The sequence below is a fragment of the Idiomarina sp. ST20R2A10 genome (assembly GCF_051842345.1).
Lineage (GTDB): Bacteria > Pseudomonadota > Gammaproteobacteria > Enterobacterales > Alteromonadaceae > Idiomarina > Idiomarina loihiensis.
Genome location: NZ_JBNIEY010000003.1, coordinates 62,359 through 81,616, shown reverse-complemented (window position 1 = coordinate 81,616; position 19,258 = coordinate 62,359). Strand labels below are relative to the sequence as shown.

Annotated in this window: 12 protein-coding genes; 3 read left to right on the top strand and 9 right to left on the bottom strand. The window is 47.5% G+C overall.

Going from position 1 to position 19,258, the window contains the following annotated elements; all coding sequences use genetic code 11:
* Nucleotides 1–78: 78 nt before the first annotated feature.
* From ACP7H9_RS06150 to ACP7H9_RS06135, 4 genes are all read right to left on the bottom strand, one after another.
* Nucleotides 79–2,061, bottom strand: coding sequence for a metallophosphoesterase (locus ACP7H9_RS06150; RefSeq protein WP_439222365.1), 1,983 nt, complete (start codon nucleotides 2,059–2,061; stop codon nucleotides 79–81).
* Nucleotides 2,062–2,064: 3 nt separating this feature from the next.
* Entirely contained in the window at nucleotides 2,065–4,887 is a 2,823-nt protein-coding gene (locus tag ACP7H9_RS06145; protein ID WP_342487644.1) for a TonB-dependent receptor, read from the bottom strand.
* A 240-nt stretch (nucleotides 4,888–5,127) separates the two neighbouring features.
* On the bottom strand, nucleotides 5,128–7,029 hold the full coding sequence (locus tag ACP7H9_RS06140; protein ID WP_439222364.1) for a cytochrome c/FTR1 family iron permease: 1,902 nt from the start codon (nucleotides 7,027–7,029) through the stop codon (nucleotides 5,128–5,130).
* 114 nt (nucleotides 7,030–7,143) lie between these two features.
* Nucleotides 7,144–7,818: an SDR family oxidoreductase gene (locus tag ACP7H9_RS06135; protein WP_439222363.1), complete on the bottom strand. Its 675-nt coding sequence runs from the start codon at nucleotides 7,816–7,818 to the stop codon at nucleotides 7,144–7,146.
* Between the two features lie 294 nt (nucleotides 7,819–8,112).
* On the opposite strand from ACP7H9_RS06135, the gene ACP7H9_RS06130 reads away from it, so the two are divergent.
* Nucleotides 8,113–10,308 (top strand): TonB-dependent receptor, encoded by a 2,196-nt coding sequence (locus ACP7H9_RS06130; RefSeq protein ID WP_439222362.1) that lies wholly within the window; start codon nucleotides 8,113–8,115, stop codon nucleotides 10,306–10,308.
* 80 nt (nucleotides 10,309–10,388) lie between these two features.
* On the opposite strand, the gene katG is transcribed toward ACP7H9_RS06130, so the two are convergent.
* Nucleotides 10,389–12,569 carry a catalase/peroxidase HPI gene (gene katG, locus ACP7H9_RS06125; protein ID WP_439222361.1) on the bottom strand — a complete coding sequence of 727 codons (2,181 nt, stop codon included), beginning with the start codon at nucleotides 12,567–12,569 and terminating at the stop codon, nucleotides 10,389–10,391.
* Nucleotides 12,570–12,722: 153 nt separating this feature from the next.
* Nucleotides 12,723–13,967, bottom strand: a complete 1,245-nt coding sequence (locus ACP7H9_RS06120; protein ID WP_439222360.1) for a DUF418 domain-containing protein — start codon at nucleotides 13,965–13,967, stop codon at nucleotides 12,723–12,725.
* A gap of 87 nt (nucleotides 13,968–14,054) precedes the next feature.
* Here ACP7H9_RS06120 and ACP7H9_RS06115 point away from each other — a divergent pair, with 87 nt between their 5' ends.
* Nucleotides 14,055–14,702, top strand: coding sequence for a class I SAM-dependent methyltransferase (locus ACP7H9_RS06115; RefSeq protein ID WP_439222359.1), 648 nt, complete (start codon nucleotides 14,055–14,057; stop codon nucleotides 14,700–14,702).
* A gap of 41 nt (nucleotides 14,703–14,743) precedes the next feature.
* Nucleotides 14,744–15,250, top strand: coding sequence for a macro domain-containing protein (locus ACP7H9_RS06110; RefSeq protein WP_439222358.1), 507 nt, complete (start codon nucleotides 14,744–14,746; stop codon nucleotides 15,248–15,250).
* 11 nt (nucleotides 15,251–15,261) lie between these two features.
* Here the strand turns inward: ACP7H9_RS06110 and ACP7H9_RS06105 are convergent, their stop codons facing one another.
* From ACP7H9_RS06105 to ACP7H9_RS06095, 3 genes are all read right to left on the bottom strand, one after another.
* Nucleotides 15,262–15,819 carry a nicotinamidase gene (locus tag ACP7H9_RS06105; protein WP_439222357.1) on the bottom strand — a complete coding sequence of 186 codons (558 nt, stop codon included), beginning with the start codon at nucleotides 15,817–15,819 and terminating at the stop codon, nucleotides 15,262–15,264.
* A 25-nt stretch (nucleotides 15,820–15,844) separates the two neighbouring features.
* Nucleotides 15,845–17,191, bottom strand: coding sequence for a nicotinate phosphoribosyltransferase (locus ACP7H9_RS06100; RefSeq protein WP_439222356.1), 1,347 nt, complete (start codon nucleotides 17,189–17,191; stop codon nucleotides 15,845–15,847).
* Nucleotides 17,192–17,345: 154 nt separating this feature from the next.
* Nucleotides 17,346–19,154 carry a phytase gene (locus ACP7H9_RS06095; RefSeq protein ID WP_439222355.1) on the bottom strand — a complete coding sequence of 603 codons (1,809 nt, stop codon included), beginning with the start codon at nucleotides 19,152–19,154 and terminating at the stop codon, nucleotides 17,346–17,348.
* Nucleotides 19,155–19,258 lie beyond the last annotated feature (104 nt).

Sequence of the window (19,258 nt, the reverse complement as noted above, 5' to 3'; positions counted from 1 at the left end):
TTGCTGCCGTTTACTCCCCACAAAGCCTAAAGATTAAGGATTATGGAGTTGCTGGGAAGGGATGTCAAAAACCTTACATTAGGGCCTTAACTCACCCGACTGCCAGTCTATAGTAAAGTTTTCGTCAGGCTCGCCGTCTTGCAGCGCAAGAAAAATATCAAGCACAGGTCCGAAACGATGCGCCAGAGCAGCCGCCAACCGGTGTTTACTCTCGGTTTCCTGAACCACCTGTTCAGGCGCGTTAACCTTTTTCGCGAGCTCGCTAAGGCTAGCGGCAAGTAACTGATACTGACGCAAACGGGGCTCCGAAATGTCCTTGAGTGCTAACCGGCCAGCATTACGAATACGGTAGAAATCGACCGCAAATTCAAAGCCCGTCCACTGCGAAAAGTCTGACGGCCTGAAGCCTTTACTGCGGGCTAAAGACTCGCCCACGGCTTTGGCCTCCGGCCAGGATCTTTGCTCAGTAAGCTGCGATAGCGACAACAGTTGCTCGCCGTTTAACGAAAACACCCAGTCACGTAAATCGGCCGGCCAGTCATTAGGAAGAAACCGCTGGCGGGTCAGTTCACGAATATGCCAGCCAGTAAATTCCTGATAATTCTTTGCCGTTAAAACCTCTTTGTCCCAGAGTTTATCCGCCTCTGTCGACAGCAACTGCTGGTACTCTTCTCTATAGTGCTCAAACAGTTCGTCAAAGCGAGGAACCTCTTTAATAACAATGGTTTTAACTGCTAGTGAACCCGACTTACCCGGCCTTAAAACTTTATACGCAGGCACATAAGCCGCAAGTGACGGTGCTTGTATATTCACTAAAAACTGTTCGCCGCTGCGAGTGACACCGGTGTCATTCATATGCATATGGCCGCCCACGTGCACTTTGAGCCCGGTTTCGGCAAGCAGTTTGCTGACAGAGTCATCTGGCCGCCTCGCCAATTGAAACGTACCTTCACCGAATAATTCAGATATGGCGTCAGACTGTCCGTCATAAAACTCTGTCATAGGAAAATGACTAAAAGCTAACAGCGTTTTCCCCCGTTCGTCGGCTTGCTTTACAATATTCTTTATCCAGCCCATTAAATGCTTTTTATGCGTCAGCACCTTGTTATAGCCAGCGTTACCGGAGCCATGAAAGTCATTAGCCGATAGCGGCTCGTTACCAGTCTGGGTCTTAGGAATGTAAACATTGGCGTCTATGGCCAGTAACCACAAACCCTCAACCGGCTCCACCAAATAACTGGCATCGGTGATATCCCCACAGTTAACAGCGTTGTCAGCCTTAAATTCGCCACCGCTGCCGTTGCTGCAAATTTCGTATTGTCTTGCAATGAGCTCAGCACTGGCTTTTGCCTTAGCTAAATCATAATCCTCGTAGCTGTAACCGCTAAACGGGGTTTCCCAGTAGATGTATTCCGGCTGCGGCGAAAATCCGTGCTCGCCCAGTATCGAGAAAACACCTTTATACCCCAGCTCCTTCACTTCTTCTGTGCAAATGGTCGGCAGTGAGTTTTCGGTTTTAATAACCGCCTGCTTGCCTTTGTATCCAGTGCATTCTGCGGCACCTTTGCTGAATATTCGCTGTCGATGCCCGTTTGTGCCCAAATAATCCGATTTACCAGCGGGACGACTGAAAGGACGAACTGGGTCATGGTTTCCCGGTGCCGCAAAAAACCGCATATCGTACTTCTGCTGATAATGCTTGAGTATTTTCTGCAGCCCGCGCAAATGCACCTGCTGTCCGTCATCGCTGAAGTCGCCGGGAAGGGCAATGAATTTAATTCCTCTGGCTGCCGCATCATCCAGTGCGGCAAGCAGTGCGAAGTAATTTTCGTTAAACAGACGGGTAGAATGCAGTTGAGCCTGCATAGTGCGGATAGTCGCGTTATCCTTACTGCGAGAGTTCGGCAAACCTTTGAAGGAGCCGTCGTTAAAGTCGGCATAAACATCGTGAAAGTGAATGTCCGGCATAAAAGCGACTGCCGGAATGTCTTTATTGTCAGCTTTGACTTGCGCTGCCATAAACAGCAGCGCAAGTAACATCGTACTTAATAAACACTTCATAGCTTAGATACTGCCGCGAATGCCCAGGCTTATCCGACGCCCTGAAAACTCATACATGGTCGGGAATTTAGGATCCATCGTATAGCCTTTGGTTGCTTCGTCGGTCACGTTAATTCCCTCAACCACAACTTTAATTGAGTCGTTAATTTTGTAACCTAAAGAGACATCAACCTGACCGTAGTCGTCGCGGTAAACTGGATACATACTGCGCTCAACACGCTCCACGTATTCGTCTTTATAATTGTATGAAACCCGTGCATCAAAGCTATTATTCTCATAATAAGCGGTAAAGTTATAGGTGGTTTCAGCCAACCCCGGCGGTGGCGTTGGAATGCCCAAATCAGACGACCCCGTTAACGAATTGTCCAGCTTGGTGTAGTTAGAGTTAATACCAAAACCCTCTAACGACGAGTGCAGCGCTTTTAACGGGAATTGGGCAATTAATTCAATTCCCGATACATCGTAAGAACCTTCATCGTTCACCTTCTGGTACACGTCAAAGTCATAAACGCCATCTAGCGTGCCGTTGTCATTGTATTTGGTAACGTCTTTGACAACCCCGGTTAAAGACTCACGAACGACGCCTTCAATAGTTTTATCAAAATAGGAAGCGGCCAGAATACCGCCGTTGTCTAAGTACCACTCTACCCCAAGTTCCCATTGGTCGGCATAAGTTGGTTCCAGATCGGGGTTACCATCGAAGTATTTGAATTCGTTCACACTCACTGTTCGTTTATAAGCAATATCGCCTAGTGCCGGACGAATAAAGGTTTCAGAAGCGGCGGCTCGCAGTAACACGCTGTCGCTTAGCTCAACCACCATATTCAGGCTGGGCAGAATGTCGGTATAACTACCTTTTTTGGATATCGGCTCATCTGTGTAACCCGTGCTGCCGTCAGGCATCTGAACCTGATGGTAACCAAAAGACAAAACAGAGGTGTCGACAGCTCGTACGCCTGTGTTCAGAGACACCGGGAACTGGCCGACATTAAATTCAAAGTCCGCCATTGCGTATATGCTCAGCACTTCCTCGTCCACACGATAAAACTGGTTGTCCTGGAAGGGTACATTAAAGCCGTCGTAACGAAATTCATTACGCGCATAGCCATTAGAGACCTGACTCCAGCCACCTTTTCCTTCAACTTCCGGCAAGTAAGCACCGCCTGGTACTAAATCTGAGATCAGCGTCAACTCGCTGTCCTCTAACGTTCGCTCACCACTCCAGGAGCTATCATCCGCAGTTGGTCCTTTTACCTGAACATTGCCCAGGTTCCGCTCTTTAGACTTATCTGTGTAACGCGCACCGAACTGAACCTTAGCTAAGGCAGGGAAGGCATCCCAGAAAATGCCGCGACTGAAATCAAACTGTGCGGCGTACTTATCGTCGGTAATTTCTTCAAGGTCAACATTATAGAAGTCAAACAAATACGAGCCGGGCGAATTATACATATCAATAGTATCGGGATTATCGCTCGGAATAGTTTCACCGCCCGTGCTGGTGTAACGCGTTCTGGATGGCGCATAAGCTGTGTGTTTTAAGTTGGTTCGGTCAGACAACTTTTCTGCCCCGGAATATCCCAGTAATCCGGTAACAGTCCATTCGCCAAGCTGCCAGTCCAGCGACAGGCTCAGTTGACTGTAGTCCGTTTCGTGTACGTTCTCTTTGCTCAAAAACTCGTGTTGTGTTGCAGCATAAGACACATCTGAAAGCACCACCATGCCGTACTCAGAGAAGGTGGTGTCATCGTATTCGTGAATACGTTCTAACGCGCTGACACTTGAGGCTGAATAAGCAGCGGCATCGTATTCGTCCTCGGTATTGTCATAACCGCCTAACATGGCATCCAGTGTTAAGCTAAATTCATTGCTGGGCTTGTATTGCAACGAAGCTGTTGCTCCCCACTTTTCCTGTTCGTTTAAATAAGCGCGGTCACCGACCTTATTCATAAAAACCACACGGCCGGTTTCGTCTTTATCTAACGGGTCATTAATGACCACGCCTGTATCCCGTTCTAATACTGCTATCGACTGGTCAGACTGCCACTGCGAATCATCGGATTTTTCGGTCCAGCGTGACAGTGGGCGGAAATCAATACCTGAGTTGGAGTCCGTTCGGTTAGTGCGTTCGCTACGTGAAAACGATACCAACGCGCCCCAGTCGCCGAAGGTGTCACTGGCAAGGAAAGAGAACTTCGGGTCAACCTCTTCTGAAATAGAGTTGTGAGCCGCTTCTACCGAAGCCACAAGCTGTGTTTCATCGTAATCAAAAGGTCTGGCAGTGGAGATAAGCACAGAACCTGCAATACCGCCTTCTTCATCAGCTGCCGTTGGCGACTTTTTCACGGTTACTGACTGGATAATTTCGGATGCAAAAATATCAAATTCGACATCACGGCCGCCACTGCCGGAGGCCGTAGCCAGGCCGTTAATGGATACATGAGTAAACTCTGTCGGCAAACTGCGAACGTTGACTCTTGAACCCAGCCCTTTGTTACGCTCAATGGTCACCCCTGGCATACGCTGTAAAGCTTCTGCCAGGTTTTGTTCAGGGAAGTCAGCAATATCTGTCGCAACTATCGAATCAGAAAAGCTGATGTTGGAGCGTTTGATATCAACCGCTTTTTCCAGACTTTTAACGTAGCTCCCGCTAACTGCAATCACTTCAATATCGTCTTTTTCAGCACTATCATTTTCGTTCAACTCCTGAGCCTGAAGCGCATAGGCCGATGAACTTAATGCCATACCCAGTAAAACCTGTTGTACTGCCTGACTCAGTTTTGTTTTTTTACTGACTGAGTTTTTATTATGATATTTTCGTGCTTTCATTAACAAAATCCTATTAATAGTGAGTGACTGCCAGGGTTGCTACCAAACGAAAGCACGTATGATAGGTGTGGTAGTGTTTCAATAGGATTTCGTTTAACTGACAGTTTTATGAAGCTTATATAATGACAACTAACAGCCAAAAAAAAGCCCCCAAATATTGGGGGCATAAAAACTTAACCAGGGAGTATAACCAAACAATGTTAAGTTGTGGTGCATGTTAAAGATTAAATATGACAGTTTTTAGACGACTTTATTCAATTTTGATGAAATCTGCCGTTTAAATAAAACCATCACAAGAATCAAATACACCAATTGCGCACCTAAGGTCTCCCAGCTGGCGTAAATACCCAGCCAGTCAAAGGTTACATCCACTGGAAACGCCGTATGACTAAACCAGGCAGCTTCCTGCAGGGCGCTAATGCCTTTGCCCAGCAAAATAAAGACCAGAGCCAGAATGATGTAAGTTGTGAACTTGAAAAACGTATTCATTGGCAGTTTGACTGAGTATTTAATGACAGCCCAGGCCACTACCGCCAGAACCACCAGACCAAAGACAAAACCGTAGGCGACACTGCTGCCATTGTCCTGCGCCTGCAACAATAAAGACTGATAGAACAATACGGTTTCAAACACTTCTCGATACACAGCTAAAAAGGCAAGACCGGCAAGACCCCATAAAGCGCCCTGCTTTAGCTGAGTCTGCACTTTTTCCTGAATAAAGCGTTGCCACTGCTGCGACTGGGTTTTGCTGTGCATCCAGTAACCCACATAGAACAGTATGACGGCGGCCAGCAACGCCGCCCCACCTTCAATAATCTCGCGGCTGGCGCCACTAATGCTGATAAAGTATTCCGCCACCAGCCAGGTACCGACACCCGCAATTAGTGCCGTGATCCATCCTGCGTGCACATAACGCAGGCCGTCTTTGCGCCCGGAGCGCGCTAGCACTGTGCCAATTGCCAGCACAATGAGTAAAGCTTCAAGCCCTTCGCGTAACAGAATAACGGCGCTTGCGGCAAACAATGCGGATTCTGACAGCTTATCTTCTGACAGCGAATTCGCCGCGACGTCCAGTTCCTGTTGCAACTGTGCTGTCATTTGCTCTACCTGCTGCAGCTTGCCGGGTTTACTGATAACTCCACGCAACGCCATCATGTCGCGTTCTATGGTTCGCATTAGCTCCGGAGCTTTGGCATTAAGGGAGTTTTCAGCTAACTCGAAACCATCGAGATACGCCGAAATAGCCAACCGCTTAGCTTCGCTATAATTGTCTTGTTGGTACGCCTTTAAAGCCTGGCCAAGGGTTGTGCGGGCAATTGCAATAGGACTGTTTACTGAGCTTTCAGAAAAGTAATCACGAGCGTGAGTGCGCGAGTAATCAATAGCGTTAGACGAAATGCCGCGCTGCAATAAGGTATTCGGGCTGTAATTAATTAACTCGCTCAGCGCCACCTTTTGCTCAGAGTCAGCATTGTCATTAAACGCCAGACTGCCCACGTAGAAAGTTAACGCCCACCGCTCTTCTTCGCTTAAATGACTAAAAGACGCCATTGCCGTGCCGTCGATGCCATCGGAAACAGCGTCAAACAACCCAAGTAATGAGCGGTTATTGGCGCGTTCACGGTCGGTAAAGTTAGTGGGGGCAGGCTCCAGCCCGGTAGCACCAGGGCCATCACCCTGACCGGCAGCACCATGACAGGCTGAGCAGTTTTGTTGAAATAACTGCTCAACGTGCTTTTCGTTTGCCAGCTTTGACGGGAGGCTTAGTTTTGGCAAAGCCGACAGCAATGTGTCTCTTAGCTCACTGGTTAGCGCAACCACCGCTTCCGGGTCGGCTTTGTTATTAATCAACTGCTTGAGCTTGTTCACCAACTGACGCATTTCAGCTTGCACCGCCTGCGGCGCCTGTTCAGTCTTTTCACCAATAAGGCCGGCGAACTCAGTCATTTCGCTGTATTCGTCGGGGTTAATAACTTCACCGTTGGCTACCGCCTCGGAATAATCTACGCCAACGTATTCCGCCAACTGTAATAACTGACGCATGTCAGAACTTTGAGTATCCGCTGAAGAACTGGCCAAAGCCTGACCGGAGAAAAGTATTGTGCCTATTAGGGCAATAGGAAAAAGGAATCGGGAAAACACGAGTACTCCTCAAGGCTCATGTCATAATCAGGCTTAAAATTATACAGGAACCTTGAGAAGTATTAAATGATAACTATTGCTGTTTGCCTTTAAAGTCTCTTAATCTGAGCTAAATCAATACGCTGGCATTAAGAATACTTCACGCACACAATTACGTGGATTCGCATTGATTGAATACAACACTGCATCGGCAACATCTTCAGGGTCTAGTTTATCCGGCTTAGGTTCGTCGAAGAACGGCGTATTGACCATACCCGGTGCTATGGTTGTGCAGCGGCCGTTCCACTCTTTCATTTCTTCGGCCAGGTTCTGGGCAAAACCATGAACGAACCACTTAGTTGCACCATAGACCGAACCTTTTAGCGTAATTCGCCCGGCGGCAGAGCCTGTCATTAAAAAGTGACCGGTAGTTTTACGTAAGTGCGGCAAAGTCAGTTTAGCCGTGTACAGAAGACCATTGATATTCACATCCACCATAGACTTCCACTCGTCCGGATCGCCCTCTTCTGTTCCGGCGGTCGAAACCCCAGTTCCGGCGTTAGCGAATACCGCATCCAGCTGACCAAACTTATCTACGCCCTGCTTTACAGCCTCGGCTAGCTCGTCATAGTTTCCGGCATCGGCAGCTATGCCAATGGCATTATCCGCACCAAACTCTTTAACCAGCGCATCCAGTTTTTCTTTCCGGCGCGCCGTTAATATCAGTTTTAATCCCTCTTTCGCCGCTTTTCGGGCTGTAGCTTCACCAATGCCGCTTGAGGCACCTGTTATCAATAATACTTTGGACATACTTCCTCCTTAAATTCGTGTTTCTAGCTCTATTGTACTCTTTCATTTCGCTTAGCGATCAACAACGGATAATAACGCACTGCGCTTTATACCCTTTCGAAGAAAAAACCAACATGTTATTGATACTGATTCGCATTTACATTAAGGTAACGTTTTTATTATAGCTGACTCACAAGTGAAACCATGGAGAACAAAAAAGTGACCGGAAAAAATGAAAGAATAATAACAGGCTTATGTGCATTCATTTTTGTTGGAGCTGCTTTTACCCCTCCCCTTGTTTCAGCAGAAGACGCTATGGATCAATCGCAAAAAGACGGCCTGGAAATTATTAAAGTTCAGGGTGAAAAACGCGAGCGCTCACTGTCAGAAACCACCAGTAGTGTCGCCGTAACAACGGCACAAAAAATTGATCAGGAAAACTTGCTCGACCTCAGCGACATTATCTCCCGCACCGCAAACGTTGCTGAAACTTACGGCGGCTCTGGTTTTACTATTCGTGGTATTCGCGATGAAAATGCTTCTGCCAACCCGTTAGCAACAATCTATGTCGATGGTGTTGCTATACCCAGTCAGGTAAATGACGCTGGCCCAACCGACTTATGGGATATTGCACAGGTGGAAATTCTGCGCGGTTCGCAGTCAACGGTGCAGGGTGAAAACTCATTAGCCGGCGCCATCATTATCAGTACTCAGGATCCGACCATGGACTGGACCTGGAAAACCCGGGCCATCTGGTCAGATCCAAACGACAGACGCCTGGCATTTGCCGGCGGAGGTCCGTTAATAGATGACGAACTGGCCTTTCGGGTTGCCGTAGAAAAACGCGACTTTGACGGCTTTACAAAGAATATTACCCGCAACGAGATGGAAGACTCCGTCGATTCTCTGGTTACTCGCCTTAAACTGCTCTGGAAACCAGCTGGAGTAAAAGGTCTTACCGCTAAATTAAACTTTATGCGTGATGACCGTGAAGACCCTTATCAATACAGTTACAGCCGCACCGATGTAGAGAATTATTATGATAACCGGGTAAACCTCTCTAACCGCGAGAATGTGACCGATATTACAACGGACATTGTTTCACTTAATTTAAGTTACGAGTTAAATGAACATTGGTCACTGGCATCCGTCACCTCGCAGTCAGATTCCGACTCTCTACGCTTGTATGATATTGATTTAATAGCGGAAGATAACCGTTACGGCGAGATGGATCATAATTATAAAAACCAGTCACAAGAAATACGGCTGAGTTTTGATTACCCTGACTTTCATGGTTTGTTCGGCGGCTACTGGTCTAACCGTGAGAAAGACGCAACGGATAACCAAATGGCTGGTGTTGCAACTCCGGTAGCGGCTATTGTCGGCGCATTACAAAATATGGGATTAGACGAGGCTACCGCTACGCAATTTGCCAACAGCTACTCTCAGGAGTTACCCCTGATTCCTGTTGATTATGACAGTGATGTCTCTGACCGCTCGACCAACCGGGCCGTATTTGCTGATGTCGAATACGCATTAATCAACAACGTGGCGCTGATTGCAGGCTTTCGTTACGACACAGAACGTTATACGTATGAGTCACTGACAGAAACAGCCTTTGCCGGAACTTTACCTGATCCAGACAGTTACGGTGAAGCCGGAACAGCGCCAAATAGCATTATTACCGGCATCAATCAGGAAGTACTGAATCTGGTTGAGCGGGCAGGTAACAGCGTTCCCGAAAGTACCCGCGACTTTAATGCCTTTTTGCCTAAGCTAGCGGTGCGTTGGGACTACGATAACAACGATTCGCTGGCTTTAACGGTACAGCGGGCTTACCGTTCCGGCGGTAGCTCATACAATACTGCCCGTGCCGAAGTGTTTGCTTATGACCCTGAATATACCACTAACTACGAGCTGGCCTGGCGTAGCCGTCTGTTAGATAACAGTCTTTTTGTCAGCAGCAACCTTTACTATATTGACTGGGAAGATAAGCAAGTCAGTGCCAACTTCGGCCTTAACAGTTTTGATAGCCACACAGTGAATGCCGGCAAAGCCCATTTATACGGAATGGAACTGGAAGCACGCCAATACGTTAATAGCTATATGGATTGGTACGGCTCGTATTCTTATTCCAGAACCCAGTACGACCAATTTGAGGCTATTGCCGGAGCTCAGATTAGAGACTTTTCAGGAACTGAATTTATCTTCGCGCCCAAACATACAGCCGCTTTAGGCGTAAACTTATACCCTGCCCGAGACTGGACGGTGAACGTTAACGCGAATTATCGCGACTCCGTACTTTCGGACGCTGGCGCAAGGGATAACCGAGCGTCATCACGCACCTTATTTAACGCGAAGATCAGTTACGACAAATTCGACTGGTCGGCCTATATTTTTGCGAACAATATTTTCGACAAGGGCTATATTGAGTACTATAGAACTGACATGCCTTACGCAATATTCGGCGCACCAAGAGTGGTTGGTGTTGGTTTCGAGGCTGAGTTCTAAGCGTAATAATGCGCAAACGGTTAAAAGAAAAAGGGCGCTTAAAAATAAGCGCCCCTTCTCATTAACCGGCTAATTAAGCTTTAAGCTAAATCAAACCGATCTGCGTTCATCACTTTCGTCCAGGCCTTCACAAAGTCTTTTACAAACTTCTCCTGGTTGTCATCCTGAGCGTACAGCTCTGAATACGAGCGCAGTATAGAGTTTGAACCGAAGACTAAGTCAATGCGGCTTGCTGTCCACTTCAGTTCGTCAGTTTTGCGGTCACGAACCTCGTAGTGGTCATCCGCTTTCTTCCAGACATTGTTCATGTCGGTCAGATTAACGAAAAAGTCGTTGGTTAACGTACCGACACGGCCAGTGAATACACCGTGCTCAGACTCACCGTAGTTAGCGCCTAAAGCGCGCATACCACCGACAAGAACCGTCATTTCTGGTGCCGTTAAGCCCATCAAATGGGTGCGATCCAGCATCAGCTCCTCCGCCGGTACCGCGTAATCTTTTTTCAGATAGTTACGGTAACCGTCATGCAATGGCTCTAAAGGCTCAAAGCTCTCCACATCGGTCTGTTCGTCGGTTGCATCACCACGACCCGGCGCAAACGGAACCGTTACGTTGTAACCGGCATCTTTTGCGGCTTTTTCAACCGCTGCCGTACCACCTAAGACAATTAAGTCCGCTAAACTCACTTTCTTGTCCAGCGTCGACTGCAGCTCTTCCAGTACACGAAGGACTTTGTGCAGTTTTTCCGGCTCGTTACCGTGCCAGTCTTTTTGCGGCGCTAAACGAATACGAGCACCATTTGCGCCGCCACGGAAATCCGAGCAACGGAAGTTACGTGCGCTGTCCCATGCGGTAGAAATCAGCTCGTAAGACGTTAACTCTGTGTTTAATAACTTCTCTTTTAAATCAGCAATTCCTTGTTCGCCTAAGGTGTAGTCCACTTTCGGAATAGGATCCTGCCAAATCAGGTCTTCTTCCGGCACATCGGCACCTAAGTAGCGGTCTTTGGGACCTAAATCGCGGTGCGTCAGTTTAAACCAGGCACGGGCGAATACGTCAGCAAAGTACTCTGGGTCTTTGTAGAACTTCTCCGCAATTTTGCGATAGTCCGGATCCATTTTCATCGCCATATCAGCGTCAGTCATAATGGGGTTATGACGAATGGACGGATCTTCCACATCGACCGGTTTATCTTCCTCTTTAATGTCGATAGGCTCCCACTGCCACGCACCGGCCGGGCTTTTCTTCAGCTCCCACTCGTAATTAAACAGCAGGTAGAAGTAACCGTTATCCCATTGGGTCGGGTTGGTCGTCCAGGCACCTTCAATACCACTGCTCATGGTGTCGCGACCCACGCCTTTGCCGCCACTGTTGCGCCAGCCCATGCCCTGCTCTTCAACATCTGCCGCTTCAGGTTCTGGGCCTAAGTTTTCTTCTTTGCCATTACCGTGACACTTACCCACAGTATGACCGCCCGCAGTTAACGCACAGGTTTCTTCATCGTTCATTGCCATGCGCTTAAAGGTTTCGCGTACGTCTTTTGCGGTGCGAAGCGGGTCAGGGTTGCCGTCAACGCCTTCCGGGTTCACGTAAATTAAGCCCATTTGCACTGCAGCCAGTGGGTTCTCCAGCGAATCACGCTCTTCATCTGAACTGTAACGGTTTTTAGTTTCCGCCAGCCACTCCTTCTCGCTGCCCCAGTAAGTGTCTTCTTCAGGGTGCCAGATATCCTCACGGCCGCCGGCAAAACCAAAGGTTTTAAGACCCATAGATTCATAAGCCATGTTACCGGCCAGAATGAATAGATCGGCCCAGGACAATTTGTTGCCGTACTTTTTCTTAATTGGCCACAATAAGCGACGCGCTTTGTCTAAGCTTACGTTATCCGGCCAGCTGTTTAACGGCGCAAAGCGTTGGTTACCCGTACCGCCGCCACCGCGACCATCGGCTAAACGATAAGAACCGGCCGAGTGCCAGGCCATACGAATCATTAGGCCGCCATAGTGACCCCAATCTGCCGGCCACCACTCCTGGCTGTCGGTCATAAAGTTTTTCAGGTCTTGCTTTAACTCTTCTAAGTCAATTTTCTTGAACTCTTCCGCGTAGTTAAAATCTTCATCCAGCGGATTCGCTTTGGTGTCGTGCTGACGCAGAATTTCCAACTTCAGCGAGTTTGGCCACCAATGGGTGTTCGTCTTTTTCTCAGAGGTCATGCTGCCGTGCATGATAGGGCATTTACCGCCACCACTTGATTTAGTCATTTAGCCTTCCTTATTTGCTGTGCGCAATTTGAATATTTGTTATGTAAGTTATAGCAACGCCCGGCTACTTACTCAAAGGCAAGATTTCGTTTGCTTTGATAGGTTTTATAGATACAGGAGAAATAGAGGGAAAGATCGGAATGCCGTTAACATTCAACTTGTCACTTTTTTGAATGCTTGCCAACGGCCATAGGTAGCCAAACGCCATAGCCACTCAAAAGGCCCATGATTAAAGTACTGCAGCCACCACTGGCTTAATTTTAACTGACAGAGCCAAAAAGCGAGAGCCAGTAATATCATTTCAAGCCTCCCCAGCTCGCCATATAAGCCAAATCCGTAACCATAAAATAAGGTTGTGAAACACAGGGATTGCAGCAAATAATTTGTCAAAGCCATACGTCCAGCCGGAGCCATATTCTTCAAAAGACTATTCTGATTTTTATTACGACAAAACATTAAAGCAATAAAAGCCATATAAGCTACGCACAACCCTAAAGACGAAATTTGCATTAACGAATAAAGCAAAGCCGCATTAACTGTCGGCAAAATCATTTCAGTCGCCGGTAAAGCACTTGCGTATAGCGCAGCGGAAATTCCCGGTATTCCTCCCCAAATGAGGAGCTTCTTATAAACTTTAGTTTGGGGCTCGGAGCTTGTGAAAACCCCACTCCGACTAAGAGCTGCGCCCAGAAGGAATAGTCCCAGAAAGGTCGAAATTGTGAAGACAATCTCACTGCTAAAAATTAAAGAAAACTCCTCAATTCGCGCTTCAGTTACTTTTTCATAAACGCCAGTGGCGTATGCCTCGTTGGCAAAACTTGCCACCTCAGATAAAGAGTTTTGCATTTCGTTAGCTTCTATCTGGTATTGCTGTATTTCTTCTGACGATTGGCTCGAAGAGTGAACTGAAACTGCAGATAACCATAAAAGCGCAACGGGCAAAGCGATAAAAAATAATCCCCATTTCCACAGCCGGCTCGCAGAAGTTCTTACAAAAAACAATAGAAACAGTCCGGCTATAGAATAGATGAATAAAATATCCCCCGCCCAGATAAAAACAGCATGGGCTACACCAATAAGACCAAGCACTATGATACGCCGTAAAAACAACCACTTCGGTAAATTGCTTTTTTGCTTCGCTCTGTCATAAAAAATGACAAAACCAATGCCAAATAATAAGGAGAACATGGTGTAAAATTTACCTTCGGCAAAAACAAAAAGGCTCCAGGCCAGCGCTTGATCAATACCACTTTCACCGTCCCCAAGACCCAATGACATGGTGGTTAAAGGACGCTGAAAAAACGCCATATTCATCAAGATAATGCCCAGCAAAGAAAAGCCGCGAATAATATCGAGCAGCTCAATACGCTGATTAGGATTTATAGAGTTTGCTGTCATATGAATCTTGTTGAGTTACTTTTTAGTTTAACGATATTCACTCCATCAAAGCTAGCTTAACCAAAAGCTGTCAGGTAGGATACCCCTATGCTGTGTACTCTCTGCAACTCCCCATCAACACCCTTTTATGAAGACAAAAAACGTCCGTATTTTCGTTGTTCGCAGTGCGATCTGATTTTCGTCGATCCCCAAACCTACCTTCCTCAGGAAGAAGAAAAAGCGATTTATGAATTTCACCAAAATGACCCGAACGACACGCGCTATCGTGAGTTTTTAAGCCAGCTTTCAACGCCTTTAGTGAAAAAGCTGGCACCGGGCATGAGCGGTCTGGACTTTGGTTGCGGTCCCGGGCCAACGCTTAATTTAATGCTGGAAGAACAAGATATGATCATGTCGGTGTACGACATCTATTACACGCCCGACAGTGGACAATTGAGCCGTCAGTACGATTTTGTGACCTGCAGCGAAGTTACCGAACATTTCAATAAGCCCGGTTTAGCATGGCCGCAGTTAATAGATTTAGTAAAACCCGATGGTTGGTTAGGTGTCATGACCTGGATGTTTACCAAAGAAACGGTAGAACAGTTTAAACAATGGACATACAAAAACGATCCAACCCATGTCAGCTTTTACACACCAAGAACCATGCAATGGATAGCACAACACTTTCAGTTAAGCATTGAAACCGTTAACGATCGTGTCATTTTGTTTAGGAAGAACAAAGTCGCTCTTTGAATCTAATGTACTACCTTATAAAAAGGACGGCACGGAGGACGATGATGAAATACGAATGTGTACACGGTGATATTAACCAACAAACTGAAATAGAAGCCATTGTTAACGCTGCGAACGCCAAACTGCAAACGGGTGGTGGTGTCGCCGGAGCTATTCACAGAGCAGCTGGCCCTGAACTTGAGAAGGCTACACGCTCGCTAGCGCCGATTAAACCCGGCGAAGCCGTAATAACTGAGGCGTTCGATCTGCCCAATAAGTACGTTATCCATTGCTTAGGCCCGGTATACGGCTCGGATGAACCCAGCGATAAGTTGCTGGCAGACTGCTATAAAAATGCTCTGGAGTTAACCGAAAAGCATAAAATCGAGTCTATTGCTTTTCCGGCCATATCAACTGGCGCTTTTGGTTACCCTTTCGAGGAAGCAACAGATTTAGCAATAAAAACCGTAAAAGCGCATGTTGAAAAGCTCAGCCACCTCAAAATGATACGCTTTGTTTTATTCAGTGACAGTGACTTCGCCTATTATCAACAAGCGCTTAATAATTGATTCCTGGATGATTATTTAAAGATAACACCTGCCTCTCTGAGCTCTTCTCTGGCTTTCTCAGCGTCAGCTCTATCGATAAAGCGGGTGCCCTCTTCCACTAAAAAAGTTTCATAGTCATTTTTTGTGGCGTCGAGTGCCGTGGCTTTTACACACACTTCCAGCGCCAGGCCGACAACCCATACGCGTTTGATATTAAGGTGAACAAGTTCCGAGACCAGCCCCGTTTTATCGAACGCAGAATATTGATCAATATCGAAGCGAGTCCCTTTAGAAACTAAACGGGCGTTCTCGGGCAAGATAAGATCAGGATGAAACTCAGCGCCCTTGGTATCCTGTACACAATGCTCGGGCCATGGCCCGCCGCGCTCGTCAAAACTCACATGATGGCGCGGATGCCAGTCTCTTGAAACAAAGACCGGAATGTCAGCCTCCTGAGCCTGAGCGCTCAGTGCATTAATAACGGGCACAACCTCGTCGCCTTCATCCAGCGCCAGCTTGCCGCCCGGACAAAAATCGTTTTGTACATCCACAATTATCAGTGCATCGTTTTGTTCAAAAGTCGCTTTCATGAATATCCTCCGCTTAAAACCTGGGCTAGCCCTCTTGTTTAAGGTGTTCGGTTATTTCTTTCTGGTAGCTCGCTAGCTTATCGCTTATCTCGACCGGATAAGATTTCTCCTTGCTGCTTATCGAGGAGACGTACTCGGGTAATTTACTTAACTGTTGCTGCACGTACTGTCTAATTTCTTCAATGTCGCGCTGATGAGAAGGCAACCTTTTGCCGCTTTGCATCACTTTTTTCAGCAATGGTTCGCCGGGTAACTGCTCTTCTGCACGAGCAATAGTGTCGCGACGGAAGTTGTCTCCCGCCTCTCGAAAAACTTGCTTTTCGCCGGGCAGCACAGGCTTGCCGCTGGAAAGCTTCAAACGCCCCTTACCCGCGTATTCAACCAGTTTGTAGGCCATATCAAGTGCCGCTGCATCGTCGGAGACACCCATGCCGGTGCCGACACCAAAACCATCGATAGGTGCTTTATCAGCTATTAACTGCGCAATTTTATGTTCGTCCAGACCGCCGCTGGCAATAATCTCTAAATGGTGAAGGTTATGTTCGTCCAGCAGCTTTCTGGCTTTAACAGCAAGATCACCTAAGTCGCCGGAGTCCAGTCGAATGCCTTTTACTTTAAAATCGTCGCCCAGCTCATTAGCCAACTGAATGACTTTTTCTACACCTTTTAAAGTATCGATGGTGTCTACCAGTAATACGGTTTCCGGAAAAGCCTGGGTAAAATTCTTTAACGCCTGAGATTCGGAGTCATGAGCTTGAATATAGCTGTGTGCCATGGTACCGGCTACGGGTAAACCGTAAGTTCGCGCAGCCAGCATATTTGAGGTGGCAGCAACACCGCTTAAATACAGTGCCCGGCTGCCTTTTTTGCCAGCATCAATACCATGCACCCTGCGTGCCCCAAAATCCAGAACCGGCCGTTTTTCTGCCGCATGGGCAACTCGTGCTCCCTTTGAGGCCAATAACGTTTGCAGGTGTATCTGATTCATTACCAGAGTTTCAATAAGCTGCGCCTGTGGCAGCGGCGCTTTAATCTCGACAATGGGTTCGTTTTCAAAGAATACCGTACCCTCAGGAAGCGCTCTGACCTGCCCGGTAAACTCAAAATCACGAAGATAATCGATAAGCTGTTGAGAAAAGTTTTGCTCTTTTAGGTAGCGCAAATCGTCATCGCTGAACGACAGGTTTTCAATGGTTTCAAGCAAGGGATCTAACCCCGCAGCCAACAGAAATTTCCGCTCATTCGGAAGCCGCCGGACGAACAAGGTAAAAACGGCGTCGTCTTGCATGCCTTCCTGCAAATACGCATCGAGCATTGTGAGCTGATACAAATCTGTGAACAGTCCAAGATCTTGTCGCTCAGTACCTGTCATAGCTTTCCTCTATTTAGTGTCTTTGCACTAAGTCTAGACAATGCACTCGCTTTTATGTAGCCAGAAAGCTGCAACTTCAGGCAGTAAGAAAAAAGCCGCCCGGCAGCGTTAACTACCGGACGGCTTTGTCAGTAAGTGTGTGAGAAGTAACTACTTACTTAATGGTTTTAAGAATATTCTCTAACGGCACCAGTTTAAGGTTCTGACCCGCTTCCGGCATACGGTTACGTCCGTCCTGAACAATAAAAGCGCCTTGCTCAAACCCTTTACCCAGAGACCGAGTTGTTACGTCAATGCCATCGGTTTCTGACGCGCCATCAATAGCTAACTCGGTATTGGTGCGAATACGGAAGTGCGAAAGCAACGACCAGGGTGCTTGCCCTTCAAACACAATGTAACTGTCGTTGCCCTGACTGGAGAGAAACAACAAGTCCCGGCCATCAACACTGGCAAAAGTGACGCCTTCAATATCTGCGACCAGCTCTTCATGTTGGTTAACAAAAATAACCGGTTCACCGGAGGTTGAGCCATCAGCAGCAGCGTCAAATAACCATACCGCGGCATCCTCTTCACCAACGAATAAGCGTTGCGTTTTATCATCCACAACACAACCTTCAGGCTGAGAAGGAACGCTCAATTCTCTTACTTTTTCCATCTTGCCGTCGTTGCTTATAACAAACTGCTGAATAACACCCGATTTACCGTTTACATAAACGGAGGCCTGTTCTGTCGCTTCGTTATAACCCATGCAAAGACCGTAAATTTCTTCAATGTCGGTAAGCGCATTGGTACCAACCGAAAGCTCTCCGTCTGCGCTAATATCAAACAATTGCAGGCTGTTGTTATCACGCAACGAAGCGACTGCCCAGGAGCCCCGAACATCGACATTATTCAGGCGGCCTACAGGAAATTCCTGAACAATTTTACCGGACATGTCATAAACGTAGAGACCTGTGCGCTTATCCGTACCCATGATGCGGCTTTTCTCAGGTGTTTCCGGATGTACCCAAACGGCAGGATCATCAATCGCATCGCCGCGTAAAGGTGAGGGTTCGGTTTGCAGGGTTGCCTCAACCTGAGACACCGGCTTTATGCCCGGACGCGGTTTTGATTCCAGAGTATCAATGGTCAGCTTGCTCATTGCGGTCATGTCTTCTTCTGTCAGCAATAGCTCGCCATTTCCTAAATCAGACACATCGGTTAGTGCTTCAGCGTCGTCAATTGCAAAGGCTTTATCAAACTTAAAACCCTGCTCATTCTGACGATACACCAGCAACCGCGGCGGTTCTTCTTCAAGAACCAGCAAACTGCCGTCATCAAGCAGCTCCAGCGCTTTCACTTCGCCTTCAATAACCCCAAAAGGCTTGGCTGCCGCAATTAAATCGCGGCCCTGATCAACTTCCGGCTCTGCGTTATACGCCCACACAGCCTGATCCGCTTCGGCAACGTACAGCTTTTGTTCCACATTCGATACAACACAAGCCGTGCTGTCAAAAGGTACGTTCATATTACGGATAACCAGCGGTTCTTTTAACCACTGCTCGTCCTGCTTTAACAACCGCTGCTCTGCACCGCCACGGCCGCCAAGCAGAAATACAGACAGCTGCTGGTTTTCGTTACTCTCGTAAAAGCAGATATCCTCTATCACGCGACTGGTAATTTCGCCCTTCCACACCGGCTGTACATCTTTGCCGCTGGCACGCCAGAGGACAAGCTCCTGAGTATTGCCTTCCATTGCGCCAATCAGAGTTTCACCGTTACTTAACGGCAGAGTCCGCAGGTGGAAAAAATCGCCTTCGGCAACGCGTTTATCACCCAGACTGAGTCCGTCAGCAGTGACTTTCAGGTAGTCATTATTCAGTGCGACTTTATGACGAACATTGGTCTCTGTCGCTGACGTACCGCAAGCGGCAAGTAGCATCAAACTTGATGCTACTGCGCTTAAAATCATTTTATTTCTCATGGTTATCCTTTAAATACCGTTATTCCGTGTTACCAGTTAATTAGCTGCACACCCAGAGTGAAGCTGCGGCCATAGCTTTCGTACTGCGCGTTGTATCGCTTCTG

What these genes read in the sequence shown, in the direction of transcription:
- ACP7H9_RS06150 (WP_439222365.1), bottom strand. Translation starts at nt 2,061, where the DNA reads ATGAAGTGTTTATTAAGTACGATGTTACTTGCGCTGCTGTTTATGGCA.
- ACP7H9_RS06145 (WP_342487644.1), bottom strand. Translation starts at nt 4,887, where the DNA reads ATGAAAGCACGAAAATATCATAATAAAAACTCAGTCAGTAAAAAAACA.
- ACP7H9_RS06135 (WP_439222363.1), bottom strand. Translation starts at nt 7,818, where the DNA reads ATGTCCAAAGTATTATTGATAACAGGTGCCTCAAGCGGCATTGGTGAA.
- ACP7H9_RS06130 (WP_439222362.1), top strand. Translation starts at nt 8,113, where the DNA reads ATGGATCAATCGCAAAAAGACGGCCTGGAAATTATTAAAGTTCAGGGT.
- katG (WP_439222361.1), bottom strand. Translation starts at nt 12,569, where the DNA reads ATGACTAAATCAAGTGGTGGCGGTAAATGCCCTATCATGCACGGCAGC.
- ACP7H9_RS06120 (WP_439222360.1), bottom strand. Translation starts at nt 13,967, where the DNA reads ATGACAGCAAACTCTATAAATCCTAATCAGCGTATTGAGCTGCTCGAT.
- ACP7H9_RS06115 (WP_439222359.1), top strand. Translation starts at nt 14,055, where the DNA reads ATGCTGTGTACTCTCTGCAACTCCCCATCAACACCCTTTTATGAAGAC.
- ACP7H9_RS06110 (WP_439222358.1), top strand. Translation starts at nt 14,744, where the DNA reads ATGATGAAATACGAATGTGTACACGGTGATATTAACCAACAAACTGAA.
- ACP7H9_RS06105 (WP_439222357.1), bottom strand. Translation starts at nt 15,819, where the DNA reads ATGAAAGCGACTTTTGAACAAAACGATGCACTGATAATTGTGGATGTA.
- ACP7H9_RS06100 (WP_439222356.1), bottom strand. Translation starts at nt 17,191, where the DNA reads ATGACAGGTACTGAGCGACAAGATCTTGGACTGTTCACAGATTTGTAT.
- ACP7H9_RS06095 (WP_439222355.1), bottom strand. Translation starts at nt 19,154, where the DNA reads ATGAGAAATAAAATGATTTTAAGCGCAGTAGCATCAAGTTTGATGCTA.